At 73.2% G+C, this 13,115-nt stretch carries 13 protein-coding genes and 1 riboswitch; of the genes, 5 read left to right on the top strand and 8 right to left on the bottom strand.

Features of this window, described 5'->3' with window-relative positions:
- On the top strand, positions 1 to 846 hold an 846-nt coding region (locus E1166_RS24820), incomplete at its 5' end, for a DUF2786 domain-containing protein (RefSeq protein ID WP_132271075.1).
- Between the two features lie 137 nt (positions 847 to 983).
- Here the strand turns inward: E1166_RS24820 and E1166_RS24815 are convergent.
- The 4 genes from E1166_RS24815 to E1166_RS24800 form a co-directional block, all read right to left on the bottom strand.
- The gene (locus tag E1166_RS24815; protein ID WP_132342361.1) at positions 984 to 1,157 is read right to left on the bottom strand and encodes a CsbD family protein; all 174 of its coding nucleotides are present in this window, start codon (positions 1,155 to 1,157) and stop codon (positions 984 to 986) included.
- Positions 1,158 to 1,315: 158 nt separating this feature from the next.
- Complete coding sequence (locus tag E1166_RS24810; RefSeq protein WP_132342360.1) at positions 1,316 to 3,580, bottom strand: heavy metal translocating P-type ATPase; 2,265 nt, start codon at positions 3,578 to 3,580, stop codon at positions 1,316 to 1,318.
- Positions 3,581 to 3,594: 14 nt separating this feature from the next.
- Positions 3,595 to 4,620, bottom strand: coding sequence for a hypothetical protein (locus E1166_RS24805; RefSeq protein WP_132342359.1), 1,026 nt, complete (start codon positions 4,618 to 4,620; stop codon positions 3,595 to 3,597).
- Positions 4,621 to 4,657: 37 nt separating this feature from the next.
- Positions 4,658 to 4,867, bottom strand: coding sequence for a cation transporter (locus E1166_RS24800; protein ID WP_132270016.1), 210 nt, complete (start codon positions 4,865 to 4,867; stop codon positions 4,658 to 4,660).
- Positions 4,868 to 4,963: 96 nt separating this feature from the next.
- Between E1166_RS24800 and E1166_RS24795 the strand changes: the two genes are divergently transcribed.
- On the top strand, positions 4,964 to 5,263 hold the full coding sequence (locus tag E1166_RS24795; RefSeq protein ID WP_132270018.1) for a metal-sensitive transcriptional regulator: 300 nt from the start codon (positions 4,964 to 4,966) through the stop codon (positions 5,261 to 5,263).
- Between the two features lie 128 nt (positions 5,264 to 5,391).
- Here E1166_RS24795 and E1166_RS32265 read toward each other — a convergent pair whose 3' ends face one another.
- From E1166_RS32265 to E1166_RS24780, 3 genes are all read right to left on the bottom strand, one after another.
- Positions 5,392 to 6,030, bottom strand: a complete 639-nt coding sequence (locus tag E1166_RS32265; RefSeq protein ID WP_243710499.1) for a DUF305 domain-containing protein — start codon at positions 6,028 to 6,030, stop codon at positions 5,392 to 5,394.
- 70 nt (positions 6,031 to 6,100) lie between these two features.
- Complete coding sequence (locus E1166_RS32260) at positions 6,101 to 6,649, bottom strand: hypothetical protein (RefSeq protein ID WP_132342358.1); 549 nt, start codon at positions 6,647 to 6,649, stop codon at positions 6,101 to 6,103.
- 29 nt (positions 6,650 to 6,678) lie between these two features.
- The gene (locus tag E1166_RS24780; RefSeq protein ID WP_132342357.1) at positions 6,679 to 8,727 is read right to left on the bottom strand and encodes a copper-translocating P-type ATPase; all 2,049 of its coding nucleotides are present in this window, start codon (positions 8,725 to 8,727) and stop codon (positions 6,679 to 6,681) included.
- Between the two features lie 204 nt (positions 8,728 to 8,931).
- On the opposite strand from E1166_RS24780, the gene E1166_RS24775 reads away from it, so the two are divergent.
- Complete coding sequence (locus E1166_RS24775; protein WP_132342356.1) at positions 8,932 to 10,269, top strand: YibE/F family protein; 1,338 nt, start codon at positions 8,932 to 8,934, stop codon at positions 10,267 to 10,269.
- Between the two features lie 166 nt (positions 10,270 to 10,435).
- Positions 10,436 to 10,566, top strand: a riboswitch (cyclic di-AMP (ydaO/yuaA leader).
- A 4-nt stretch (positions 10,567 to 10,570) separates the two neighbouring features.
- Positions 10,571 to 11,584: a hypothetical protein gene (locus E1166_RS24770; RefSeq protein ID WP_132342355.1), complete on the top strand. Its 1,014-nt coding sequence runs from the start codon at positions 10,571 to 10,573 to the stop codon at positions 11,582 to 11,584.
- Positions 11,585 to 11,644: 60 nt separating this feature from the next.
- Here E1166_RS24770 and E1166_RS24765 read toward each other — a convergent pair whose 3' ends face one another.
- On the bottom strand, positions 11,645 to 12,334 hold the full coding sequence (locus E1166_RS24765) for a carbonic anhydrase (protein WP_132342354.1): 690 nt from the start codon (positions 12,332 to 12,334) through the stop codon (positions 11,645 to 11,647).
- Between the two features lie 187 nt (positions 12,335 to 12,521).
- On the opposite strand from E1166_RS24765, the gene E1166_RS24760 reads away from it, so the two are divergent.
- A complete protein-coding gene (locus tag E1166_RS24760) occupies positions 12,522 to 12,845 on the top strand; it encodes a helix-turn-helix domain-containing protein (RefSeq protein ID WP_132270028.1) in 324 nt (107 codons plus the stop codon).
- Positions 12,846 to 13,115 lie beyond the last annotated feature (270 nt).

The raw sequence follows: 13,115 nt of genomic DNA, 5'->3' as shown, positions 1-13,115 counted from the left end.
GGCGAGGACCGGATCACCGCGCTGCGGGCCGTGGTGGAGGTGCTGGCGCTGCTGGACGGGCTACCGCCGGTCGCGGTGCTGCGTCCGCCGCCGGGTGGCGCCGCGCCGGCCGCGACCCGGCACGCCGCGGCCGGACGCAGCGGCTCCCCGCTACTCGACCGGGTCCGCGCGCTGTTGGCCAAGGCGGAGTCCACCACCTTCCCGGCCGAGGCGGAGGCGCTGACCGGGAAGGCGCAGGAACTCATCGCCCGGCACAGCCTGGACCGGGCGCTGGTCGAGGCGACCGCCGAGCGCGCCGACCGGCCGGGCGGGGTGCGGTTGGGCACCGAGGCCCCGTACGCGGGCGCGAAGGCGCTGCTGGTGCAGGAGGTGGCGGCCGCGAACCGGTGCGAGTCGGTCTGGTCCGACGACCTCGGGTTCGCGACCGTGCTGGGTTTCCCGGCCGACCTGGCGGCGGTGGAACTGCTCTACACCTCACTGCTGGTGCAGGCGACCGCCGCGATGCTGCGCGGGCGCGGGGAGCGCCGGGGCGCGAGTCGCCGGACGAAGGCGTACGACGAGTCGTTCCTGCACGCGTTCGCGCTGCGGATCGGTGAACGGCTGCGGGCGGCCACCGAGGCGGCCGACCGGCAGGCCGCCGAGGTCGCCGGCCCGGAACGGCTGTTGCCGGTGCTGGCCGCCCGCTCAGACGCGGTCCGCGAACGGATGACGGCCCTGTTTCCCGGGGTGACGCGCTCCCGGCTGACGGTCCGGGACGCCGAGGGCTGGGACTCGGGCACCTCCGCCGCCGACCGGGCACGGCTCGACACCGGCACGCCGGGGCGCCCGCTGCCCCGCGGCCACTGAGCGCGCTCCACCCAACTGACGGGAAGGGGCCGGCGCACCCGGCCCCTTCCGTCGCCGATAGGACGATCCGCAGGTTGCGGCCGGACATACGACACGCCGGGTCGACCAGCGGGTCGACCCGGCGTGTGAGATGTCCGTCAGCTCTTGAACGCGTCCTTGACCTTCTCCACCGCCTGCTTGAGCTTGGCGCCGGTCTGCTCGGTGCGGCCCTCGGCCTCGAGGCGCTCGTTGTCGGTGGCCCGGCCGACGCCCTCCTTGATCTTGCCGCTGGTGTTCTCGGTGGCGTTGCCGACCTTCTCGTCGAACCCCATGGGAGCCTCCTGATAGTTCTTTCTGCGACATCGGCGAAATACCCCTGTCGTCCGGTTCGGAAACCGACCGCCCCCCATCGACGGCCACGGAACGTGACCGATTGCACGCCGGCTCCGTCGCCGTCGATGCCCCGCCCCCAGGGCGACGGCACGAAGCGTCACCCTCCGGCGACCGGACGGAACCGCCGCAGTCGCAGGCTGTTGGCGACCACGAACACCGACGAGAAGGCCATCGCGGCCCCGGCGACCATCGGGTTGAGCAGCCCGGCGGCGGCCAGCGGCAGGGCGGCCACGTTGTAGGCGAAGGCCCAGAACAGGTTGCCCCTGATGGTGGCCAGCGTCCGGCGGGACAGCCGGATCGCGTCCACCGCCGTGGTCAGGTCGCCGCGGACCAGGGTCAGATCGGACGCCTCGATCGCCACGTCGGTGCCGGTGCCCATGGCCAGCCCCAGGTCGGCCTGGGCCAGCGCGGCGGCGTCGTTGACTCCGTCGCCGACCATGGCGACCGTCCTCCCCTCGGCCTGGAGGCGCTTGACCACCTCGACCTTGTCGACGGGCAGCACCTCGGCGATCACCTCGTCGATGCCGACCTCGGCCGCCACCGCCCGCGCGACCGTGGCGTTGTCGCCGGTGAGCAGGACCGGGGTCAGCCCGAGGGCGCGCAGCCCGTCGACCGCCACCCGGCTGGTCGGCTTGACCGCGTCGGCGACCGCGAGGACACCCCGCGCCCGACCGTCCCAGCCGGCCAGCACCGCCGTCCGGCCGGCGACCTCCGCGTCGGTCGCCGCCCGCGACACCTCCTCCGGTACGTCCAGACCCCGCTCGCGCAGCAGCCGGAGCCGACCGACTGTCACCTCGTGGCCCGCCACCATGCCGGTCACGCCGAGCCCTTCGGCGTTGGCGAAGCCGGTGACCGGGGGTAGCGCCCCGGCCTCGGCGGCGCCGGTGGCGACGGCCCGGGCGATCGGGTGCTCGGAGCCGGCCTCCAGCGCCCCGGCGAACCTGAGCAGTTCGGCGTGGTCGACTCCGGCGGCGGGGAGCACGTCGACCAGGGTCATCCGCCCGGTGGTGACCGTGCCGGTCTTGTCCAGCACGACGGTGTCGACCTGGCGGGTGGACTCCAGCACCTCCGGCCCCTTGATCAGGATGCCGAGCTGCGCGCCCCGCCCGGTGCCGACCAGCAGCGCCGTTGGTGTGGCCAGCCCCAGGGCGCACGGGCAGGCGATGATCAGGACGGCCACCGCGGCGGTGAAGGCGGCGCCCGGCCCCGACCCGGTGCCGAGCCACCAGCCGAGGGTGCCGGCGGCGAGGGTGATCACGATCGGTACGAACACCCCGGAGATCCGGTCGGCGAGTCGCTGCACGGCCGCCTTGCCGGTCTGCGCCTGCTCGACCAGCTGCGCCATCTGGGCGAGCTGGGTGTCCGCGCCGACCCGGGTGGCGGTGACCACCAGCCGGCCGCCCGCGTTGATCGTCGCGCCGACCACGGTGTCACCGGGTGCGACCTCGACCGGCACGGACTCGCCGGTGAGCATGCTGGCGTCCACGGCGGAGGTGCCCTCGTCGACCACGCCGTCGGTGGCGATCTTCTCGCCGGGGCGGACCACGAACCGGTCCCCCACCGCGAGCTGGTCGACCGGGATCCGGATCTCCCGGCCCTCGCGCAGCACCGCCACGTCCTTGGCGCCCAGCTCCAGCAGGGCACACAGGGCCGCGCCGGCGGTCCGCTTGGCGCGGGCCTCGAAGTAGCGGCCGGCGAGGATGAACGTGGTCACCCCGGCGGCGACCTCCAGGTAGATGCTGCCGGTGCCGCCGCCGCGAGTGATGTCGAGGCTGAACGGATGGGTCATCCCGGGTGTTCCGGCGTCACCGAGGAACAGCGCCCACACCGACCAACCGAACGCGGCCAGGGTGCCGAGCGAGACCAGGGTGTCCATGGTGGCCGCGCCGTGCCGCAGGTTGACCAGCGCGGCCCGGTGGAACGGCAGGCCGCCGTAGCCGACCACCGGGGCGGCGAGGGTGAGCGACAGCCACTGCCAGTAGGTGAACTGCCAGGACGGCACCATCGCCAGCACGATCACCGGCACGGTGAGCGCCGCCGACACCCACAGCCGGGTACGCAGCACGCGCAGCTCGTCCACCGGCTCGGCGACCGGACCGGCCGCACCCGCCGGGCTGGGCGGGGGTGGCAGGGCGGCGGTGTAGCCGGTCTTCTCCACCGTGGCGATCAGGTCGTCCGGGGTGATGTCGTCGGCGTACCGGACGGTCGCCTTCTCGGTTGCGTAATTGACCGTGGCCTCGACGCCCGGCATCCGGTTGAGCTTCTTCTCGATCCGCGCGGCGCAGGACGCGCAGGTCATGCCGCCGATCGCCAGCTCGATCAGGTTCGGGGCGACCGGCAGCGACTTCGCGGTCGATGTCATCGCGGCACCTCCTGTCAGTCGTGCCCGTGGCCGGGGGCGCCGTGCCCGGCGCCGACGGTCGGGGTGGTGGTCGGCGCGGTGGTGATCGGCGCGGTGGTGATCGGCGCGGCGGCCTCCTGGCCTGCCACCATCGTGAACTCGGCGGTGTGCACCGCGCCGCCGTGCCGGAAGTCCAGGTACAGCCGGTAGGTGCCGGCGGAGGGCACCTCGGCGGCGAAGCTCACCGCCGGGCCGGCCGGGGTCCGCCCGTCGCCGGGTGCGCCCTCCGGGTGTACGTGCAGGTACGCCAGGTCGCCCTGACGCAGCGCCACCAGATGCCCGTACGCCCCGAGGTAGGGCTCCAGGTCGGTGACCGGTTGACCGTTCCGACTGACGGTGAGGGTCAGGGTGCTGCTGTGCCCGGGTCGCGGGGTGCCGGTGAGGGTGACGGCGTATCCGTTCACGGTGGTGCTGGTCGCCGGCGCGGGCAGCGGCCGGGGTTCCAGCGTGCCGGGCACGGTCACGTCGACCCCGAGGGTGAGTGGTTCCCCGCCCGACGGGGTGAAGTCGGCGAAGGCCCGCCAGACGCCGGGCCCGCCCAGGGGCGAGTCGACCCGCCAGGTGCCGTCCGGGCCGAGCTCGGGGTGGACGTGGCGGAAACCGGACAGGTCACGCCGGGCGACGATCAGATGCATCCGCTTGTCGTGCGCGACGTCGTAGCGGGTGACGGGGGCACCGTCGGGGCCGGTGATCCGGAAGGCGAACTGCCCGGCCGGGGCGGCCACGGGTTGCAGGGTGTAGCCCCGGTCGGAGACGAGCAGACCGCCGGGCAGGTGGGTGGCGTCGGCCTGGCGCGGGGAGCCGTCGGAGTGGCCGTCGCCGGCGTCGTGGCCGGTTTCTTCGTGGCCGGTGGCGGTGGAGTCGTGACTGGTGCTGGCGGCGTCGCGGCGGGTCTCGGCGGCCGGGGTGACGGGACCGGCCAGGTGACCGGCCCCGTACGCCACGCCGAACGCCGCCGCGAGACCGAGGGCGAACCCGCTCAGCTTCGTCGCGGTGCGCATCGTGTCCTCTCGGCTCTCTGCGGTCGGGCGGTCCGGCTCACGCGTCGACGAGGTCGTATCCGGCCTCGTCGACCGCGGCGCGCACCGAGTCGGTGTCCAGCGCGCTCTCGCTGGTGACGGTGACCCGGCCGGTGGCCAGGTCGACCTGTACGTCGGTGACACCCTGGATCGCGCCCACCTCCGTGCTGACCGAGTTGACGCAGTGCCCGCAGGTCATCCCCTGCACCTGGTACGTGGTGGTAACCATGGCAGCTCTCCTCTCCTGACGCCGGGCCATACCCCCCAGGGGTAGCCCACGCGACGACGGTAGCATACCCCCCAGGGGTACGCTATTCTGGTGGTCATGACCACACCGAGCACTCCGACCCGGGGCTACACCGCCAGCAAGGAACAACTGCTCGCGCGGCTGCGCCGCGTCGAGGGCCAGGTTCGTGGCATCGAGCGGATGGTCGACGAGGACCGCTACTGCATCGACGTACTGACCCAGATCTCCGCCATTCAGGCCGCGCTGGACAAGGTCGCTCTCGGTTTGCTCGACGGGCACGCCCGACACTGCATGCGGGAGGGCGCCGCCGAGGGCCGCGCCGACGAGATGGCTGCCGAGATGATGGCCGCCGTGGCCCGCCTCATGAAACGCGGCTGACCCACTGCCGCGCGGCCTGCCGAAACGCCGAACCGGCGGCCGATCATGAAGTTGGCGGCGGCCGGGAAGACCGACAGCGCCACCAACTTCATGATCAACGCGGAAGGCCGGGCCACGGGCCCAACCGGTCAGCGGCGGGCGAGCAGCTTTCTCATGGTGTCGATCTCGGCGCGCTGGGTGGTGCGGATCTGCTGGGCCAGCGCCTTGACCTCGGGATTCTTCCCCTTGGCGATCTCGTCCTCGGCCATGGTGATCGCACCCTCGTGGTGCTCGATCATCATCGTGACGAACCGGCGGTCGAACTCCGCCCCGGACGCCGCCGCCAGCTCGGCCATGTCCTCGTCGGACATCATGCCGGGCATGTCGTGCTCCGCCTCGGAGCCATGGCCATGGGCTGGGCTGCCGGACGGCACCGGCCGACCCCAGGCGGTCAGCCAGGCCGTCATGGTGGCGATCTCCGGAGCCTGGGCGGCCTTGATCTGGGCCGCGAGCCGCTTGACCTCGGCGTCCTGAGCGCGGGTCGCGGCCAGTTCCGACATCTGCACCGCCTGCTCGTGGTGCGGGATCATCATCTGGGCGAACAGCACGTCGGCGTCGCCGAACTCGGCGGCGGTCGACGCGTCCGCCGAGGCACCGCCGGTGGCGGGCGTCTGGTGGCCGGAGCCGGCCCGGTGGTCGTCGCCGCCGGAGCAGCCGGCCAGCGCGAGGACGGCGGCGACGGTCGCGCCGGCCAGGGCGGCACGACGCGCGATGGTACGGATGGACACGATGTGAACCTTTCGGTGTGGAAACAACGCAGTGGACCGGAGACACGGGGGAGCCCCGTGCCGGAGCCTCCTATCTGCGCAGCACCGCCACCGTGGCGAGCCGAAGCCCGACGGGCCGACCCGGGGGCGCACCCGGTCCCGGTGGTCGCACGGTAGGGCGGCGCACGCCGACGCCGGGCCGGCGTCGAGCCCGCAACAGCACCGCCAGCAGCACCGCCACCGTGATCGCGCCGAGCACCGCCAGGCAGACGCTCCAGCCGCTCGGGGCGGCGCCGCGTTCACCGGCCGGCAGCACCACCGGGGGCCGGCAACCGGTCCCGGCGCAGTCGGCACCGGCGTCGACGGCGAACCGCGCCGTCCCCGGCAACGCGGCCGCGTGCCGGCAGGCCGCCCCGGCGCAGTCGACGCCTCCGGGGGTGTCGGCGCCGGTCGCTGTCCCCGGCAACGCGGCAACCGGCAGGTGCCGGTCGGCGTGGTCCGCGACGGCATGGCCGGACGGCTGGCCGCCGGCGTGCGTGCCATGGCCGATGGTGTGCATGGCGGCCAGGCCGAGCAGTGTGACGGCGAGCAGCAGCAGGCGAGCCCACCAGCCCGTGGTCGCCGCCGTCGCCGTCCGCACCCGACAAAACTAACCGAACCCACCATCCGTCAGAGGCGTACTCGCCGTAGCAGTTGCGCGTTGAGCGCGACCACGATCGTGGAGGCCGACATCAGCACCGCGGCGAGGGCCGGGCTGAGCGTCAGGCCGACCCCGGCCAGCACCCCGGCCGCCAGCGGGAGCGCCACCACGTTGTAGCCGGCCGCCCAGGCCAGGTTCTGGAGCATCTTCCGGTACGCCGAGCGGGACAGCCGGAGCACCCCGGCCACCCCGCGCGGGTCGGAGGAGGCCAGCACCACCCCGGCCGACTCGATCGCGACGTCGGTGCCGGCCCCGATCGCGATGCCCACATCCGCCCGGGCCAGCGCCGGGGCGTCGTTGACCCCGTCGCCGACCATGGCCACCCGCAGACCCCGACGCTGCAGCGCGGTCACCTTCCCGTCCTTGTCGGCGGGAAGCACCTCGGCGAAGACCTCGTCCACACCGGGACGGAACCCCAGGTCGGCGGCGACCGCCTCGGCCACCGCACGGGCATCACCGGTGATCATGGCGATGGTCCGTACCCCCTCCGCACGCAGCGCCGTGATCGCCTCCCGCGCCTCGGGGCGTATCTCGTCGGCGAGGGCCAGCAGACCGAGGACGGTGTCCGGCAGCCGGACCAGATGCAGTACGGCCGCGCCCTGCCCGGCCCAGCGGCGAGCCGGCGGGATCAGCTCGTCGGGAAGCGCGAGCCCCCACTCACGCAACAGGGTGGGGCCGCCGACCGCGTACGACGCACCGTCGATCTCCGCCTGGACGCCCCGGCCCGGCAGGGACCGGAAGCCGCCGGCCAGGGCCGGGCCGCCGCGACCGGCGGCGGCCGCCACGATCGCCCGGGCCAGCGGGTGCTCGCTGTCGGCCTCCACCCCGGCGGCGAGCCGCAGCACCTCGTCCTCGCCGACCCCGGGGGCGGCGGCCACGCCGATGACCACGTGCCGCCCCCGGGTCAACGTGCCCGTCTTGTCGAACAGCACCGCGTCGACGGTACGCATCCGCTCCAGCGCCAACCGGTCCCGGACCAGCACCCCGGACCGGGCGGCGAGCCCGGTGGAGAGCGCGATCACCAGCGGAATGGCCAGCCCCAGCGCGTGCGGGCAGGCGATCACCAGCACGGTGACGGTACGCACCACGGCCTCGTCCCGATCGCCCAGCGCCGTCCAGGCCAGGGCGGTCAGCACGGCACCGCCGGTGGCGACGTAGAACAGCAGGGCCGCGAACCGGTCGGCGAGCGCCTGCGCCCGCCCGCCGGACTGCTGGGCCTGGGCGACCAGGCGTTGGATCCCGGCCAGGGTGGTCTGGTCGCCGACGGCCTCGACGCGGACCCGGACCGCCGAGTCGGTCGCCACCGTGCCGGCGACCACCCGGTCCCCCACCTGGCGGGTGACCGGGCGGGACTCCCCGGTGACCGTCGACTCGTCCAGTTCGGCGACGCCGTCGACGATCCGCCCGTCGGCCGGCACCCGGCCGCCGGGCCGGACCAGCACCACGTCCCCGACGTCCAGTTCGGTGAGCGGCACCCGTAGGACCTCGCCGTCCGGACCGATCCGCTCGGCGTCGTCGGGAAGGAGTTCGGCCAACGCGGCGAGCGCGCCCCGGGCCTGACCGATGGCCTTCATCTCCTGCCAGTGGCCCAGCAGCATGATCGTGACCAGCGCGGCCAACTCCCACCAGAAGTCCAGGTCGAAGGCGCCGAGGCTGGTGCTGAGCGAGGCGGCGTACGCGACACTGATCGCCATCGCCACCAGCAGCATCATCCCCGGAGCCCGGTCGCGTACCTCCCGCACGGCGCCGACCAGGAACGGCCAGCCACCCCACCAGAAGATCACCGAGCCGAGCACCGGCCCGACCAGTGATCGTCCCGGGAACCCCGGCGCGTAGTCGAACCAGTCCAGCACCATGTCGCTGGTCGCCACCACCGCGACGGTGAGCGCCAGGCAGACCTGGAAACGCCGGCGGAACATCTCCGGGTCGTGCCCGGCGTGCCTGTCGTGCCCGACAGGCACGGCAGGCCGGCCATGACCGGTGTCGTGGCCGCCATCGGCTCCGGAATCGTGGTCCATGTCTCCAAAGATGCCGCCTCCGGCCCCCCAGGTCGGCACGAACCGGGCGAGCCGGCAGCGGGCCTGGCTACCATCTTTCGACGATGACCCCGCGTCCATCGTCGCCACCCCGCCCGTGGGCCGTCATGGTTCCCGGCCCGCGAAGCGGGTGAACCGACCGACCGGCTGACACGTACTCCGCCCTGGATCGTTGGGAGACTCGCAATGGGCGCCGACCACACCCGTTCCACTCCGTCCACCCCGCCCGGGGTGCGGCGGCTCCTCGTCGCGACGGTGGTCCCGTTGTTCGTCGTCACGGTGATCGCCGCGGTGGTGCTCTGGCCCCGGAACACGCCGGAACGGGCTCCCGGCGAGGAGGCACCGCGCTACCACGCCACGGTGACCCGGGTGGTGACCGAGCCCTGCCCGGAGCAACCGGAGGGCCCGGCCGGGCCGGCGCAGGGGCCGTGCGGCACCGTCACCGTCCGGGTCGAGCAGGGGCCGGACGCCGGGCAGCAGGTGCAGACGCCCGTTCCGGCCGGGCCAGGGGCACCGACGGTGGCGGTGGGCGACGAGATCGTGCTGGTGAAGCTGACCGACCCGGCGGACCCGACGGTCAGCCGCTACGACATCGCCGAGCACCAGCGGGGTGAGCCGTTGGTGTGGCTGGCGGCGCTCTTCGCCGCCGCGATCATCGCGTTCGGGCGGCTGCGCGGGGTGGCTGCGCTGGCCGGGCTGGCCGCGAGCTTCGCGATCCTGCTCACCTTCGTCGTGCCGGGCATCTCCGCCGGCGGTTCGCCGCTGCTGATCGCCATCGTCGGCTCGGCGTTGATCATGTTCGTGGTGCTGTACCTGACCCACGGGATCACCGCGCAGACCTCGGTGGCGGTCCTGGGCACCCTCGGCAGTCTGGTGCTGACCGGCCTCCTCGGCAGCCTGGCCATCGCCGCCACCCACCTCACCGGGTTCGGCAGCGAGGAGGCCACCACGCTGTCGATGTACCAGCGCGATGTGGACCTGCACGGACTGCTGCTGGCCGGGATCATCATCGGGTCGCTCGGTGTGCTCGACGACGTCACGGTCACCCAGGCGGCCACCGTGACCGAACTGGCCCACGCCAACCCGGGGTTGTCCCGGATGCAGTTGTACCGGTCCGCCACCCGGGTCGGCCGGGCGCACATCGCCTCCACGGTGAACACCATCGTGCTCGCGTACGCCGGTGCCTCACTGCCGCTGCTGCTCCTGTTGACGGCCGACAGCAGGCCGGCGAGCCAGATCCTGACCAGCGAGTTCCTGACCCAGGAGATCGTCCGCAGCGCGGTGGCGACGCTGGGGCTGATCGCCGCCGTACCCCTGACCACCGGTCTGGCCGCGCTCGTCACCGCTGCCGGCCGCGGCCCGGCCGACGACCCGACAAAGCCCGCCGACCCGGCGCCGAGACCCCGCCCTCCGGTCGACCCGGACGCCGCGCTGGAGGCGTTGAGCGGCCCGCGACCCGGACCGTCCACCCCGGCCCCCGCAGGGTGGCCCGAACCGGAAAGGAGCACCGACACCGCATGGTGAAACTCCACAGCGTCACCGTGGACGACCCGGAACCTGACGAACGCGTCACTCCTCACGCACCGCCACCTCGAATTAACGCATTTAGTCGGGTTCAGGACGTAGCTCACCGGTATGCCTCTCGGGTAACCTCGCTGCCGGTCACCGCTGAAGGCGCGAACCGGCGCCTGCGGTGCCACCGCCCAATCGCCGTACGGCGAACCGGGGAACCAGGTACCTGGGGTGAATCCGCGACCGCGGTAGGGGCCACTTCCGTCCCGAACCCGTCAGCTAACCCGGTCGGCGGTCGACGGAAGGGAACATTGTGACGGCACCCCTACGCCGCTGGTGGACACCGGTGGCGGCCGTGCTGGCCGCGCTGGCCGTCCTCGCCGGGCCGGTCCCGGCGAACGCCGCCCCCTCGACCCCGTCGGGTCACGAGGAGGGCGAGGAGCCCAAGCTACTCACCGAGGTCATCGAGCAGCGCAACCGCGAGTACACCAAGGCGAAGGCACAGCTGGAGAAGTCGAAGAAGCGCCAACTCCAGCTCGCGTTGGAGGTCAAGCGCGCCGAGGACGAGCTGGAGGCGCTCCGACCGCAGGTCACCACGATCGCCGCGCAGTCCTACCGGACCGGCCGGATCGGTGCCGTGGCGATGTTGCTGGAGAGCGACGCACCCGACTCCTTCGTCAAGCGGGCCGCCACGCTGGACGAGCTGAACATGGTCAACGCGCAGAAGCTCGCCGAGGTCACCGCCGCCAAGGACCGCGCCGAGCAGGGCAAGCTGGCGCTCGACGCCGAGGTGCGCGAGCAGACGAAGCTGACCAACCAGATGGCCCGCAACACCAAGGAGGCCGAGAAGGCCCTCGCCCTGGTCGGCGGGCGCGGCTTCACCGGTGGACTGGTCGACGCGACCTCCCCGGTGGCCCGGATCGGCCCGGGCCGCACGGCCGACGGCGACTGGAAGCCGGAGTCGAAGACCGAGCCCGACCCGACCACCTCCGGCACGATCACTCCGCGTACCCTGCATGCCTACAAGGAGGTACGCCGGGCCGGCTTCAACCGGTTCGCCGGCTGCTACCGCCCGGGCGGACCCTTCGAGCATCCCAAGGGGCGGGCCTGCGACTGGTCGTTGCAGAACAAGGGCTTCGCGCCCTGGCACAACGACGACACCCGCAGGTACGGCAACAACCTGACCGCGTTCCTGATCCGCAACGCCGACCGGCTCGGCATCTACTACGTGATCTGGAACCGGCAGATCTGGTTCCCGGCGACCGGGTGGAAGTCGTACAGCGGACCATCGGACCACACCGACCACGTACACATGTCGATGCTCTAACGGACGCTCACGACCGAGGGCCCTCCCCGACCGGGGACGGCCCTCGTCGCGTCGTGGGGTTCAGCCGGCGACGACCGCCGCCCGGTCACGGTCGTCCTGGTCGCTCCGGTCCAGGTCGGTCCGGGACGCCGGCGCGAGGACCGCGGCGGGCGACGCGGCCACCGTCCGCACCTCACCGGCGGCCAGCCGGTACGACATGCCGACCACCGCGCACCGCCCGGCGGCCACCTCACCGGCCAGCAGGGCGGAACTGTCCTGCAACGTCTGCACCGTCTGGACGATGTGGACGTCCACGATGCCGTCGATGTCCTCGACGCCCGCCGCGGCGGCCCGCCGGAGGCTGGGGGCCACCCCGTCCACCACGGCACCCAGGTGCCCCGGCGGGGTCGTGCCGGTCAACGCGGCCTCCCGGGCCGCCTGCACCGCACCGCAGGAGTCGTGGCCGAGCACCACGACCAGCGGAACGCCGAGGACGCTCACCGCGTACTCGACGCTGCCCAGCACCTCCGGGCCGACGGTGTGCCCGGCCGTCCGGACCACGAACAGGTCGCCCAGGCCGCGATCGAAGATGATCTCGGCGGCGAGACGGGAGTCGGAGCAGCCGACGATCACCGCGAAGGGGTGCTGCCCGCCGGCGACGACGGCCCGGTGAGCCGCGTCCTGGTTGGGGTGGTGTGGGGTGCCGGTGACGAAACGCCGGTTTCCGGCGTGCAACTCGGCCAACGCCTGCGTCGGATCCTGCACGGTCATAGCCTCACCTCGGTCTGACGTGTGGGCACCTGATGACACCGGCCGGCGACGCAGGCGGCCTCGCCCCACCGTCACACGCAACAAAAGGTACGTCAAGGTTTACGTGATATGCATTTCCTGCTTCTCTGGATGCGGTCGGCTCGGTGCCGGAAGGCATCACTGAGAACCGGAAGGGTGGGGTCATACGATGACGGGCATGGCGACGACAGCGCAGAACGGAAGCACCCGGAACTGGACGTTCCTCACCAACCACGCGCACGTGCTGCTGTCCATCGCCCGCAACCCCACCGCCCGACTCCGCGACGTGGCCGACGAGGTCGGCGTCACCGAACGCGCCGCCCAGGCCATCGTCGCCGACCTGGAAGCCGGCGGCTACCTGCGGCGCACCCGGGTCGGGCGGCGCAACGAGTACACCGTCAACCCCCGCGGCCACTTCCGGCACCCGGCCGAGTCGGACCGCCAGGTCGGCGACCTGCTCGCCCTCTTCACCAGCCAGCCGACCGACGCCTGACGAGCCGTCACGCCCGAGGGATCCGGGTCCGGTCACCGCGTTCCGGCCGGCGCGGCCCGGCCGCCGCCCGTCACGCGCTCCCGCGCCGACGGCGGTAGTCTCACCGCGTGCGCGACAGCTTCCGGCCGAGCGGGACGGTGGTCACCGGACCCGCCGGGCGTCCCACCCGGACGGTCCTCGGTACCCGTTCCACCCGGACCGTCCTCGGTGCCGTGGCGGCCGTGCTGCTCGCGACCCTCGTCGTACCCCCCACCCCGGCCGGGGCGGAAC

Source organism: Micromonospora sp. KC213, from assembly GCF_004348325.1.
GTDB lineage: Bacteria > Actinomycetota > Actinomycetes > Mycobacteriales > Micromonosporaceae > Micromonospora.
This window is presented reverse-complemented; position numbering and strand designations above follow the sequence as displayed.

Excerpts from the sequence above, each read along its gene's own strand:
- E1166_RS24795 (WP_132270018.1), top strand. The coding sequence starts at position 4,964 with ATGACCACACCGAGCACTCCGACCCGGGGCTACACCGCCAGCAAGGAA.
- E1166_RS24815 (WP_132342361.1), bottom strand. The coding sequence starts at position 1,157 with ATGGGGTTCGACGAGAAGGTCGGCAACGCCACCGAGAACACCAGCGGC.
- E1166_RS24810 (WP_132342360.1), bottom strand. The coding sequence starts at position 3,580 with ATGACATCGACCGCGAAGTCGCTGCCGGTCGCCCCGAACCTGATCGAG.
- E1166_RS24805 (WP_132342359.1), bottom strand. The coding sequence starts at position 4,620 with ATGCGCACCGCGACGAAGCTGAGCGGGTTCGCCCTCGGTCTCGCGGCG.
- E1166_RS24760 (WP_132270028.1), top strand. The coding sequence starts at position 12,522 with ATGACGGGCATGGCGACGACAGCGCAGAACGGAAGCACCCGGAACTGG.
- E1166_RS24765 (WP_132342354.1), bottom strand. The coding sequence starts at position 12,334 with ATGACCGTGCAGGATCCGACGCAGGCGTTGGCCGAGTTGCACGCCGGA.
- E1166_RS24775 (WP_132342356.1), top strand. The coding sequence starts at position 8,932 with ATGGGCGCCGACCACACCCGTTCCACTCCGTCCACCCCGCCCGGGGTG.
- E1166_RS24800 (WP_132270016.1), bottom strand. The coding sequence starts at position 4,867 with ATGGTTACCACCACGTACCAGGTGCAGGGGATGACCTGCGGGCACTGC.
- E1166_RS24780 (WP_132342357.1), bottom strand. The coding sequence starts at position 8,727 with ATGGACCACGATTCCGGAGCCGATGGCGGCCACGACACCGGTCATGGC.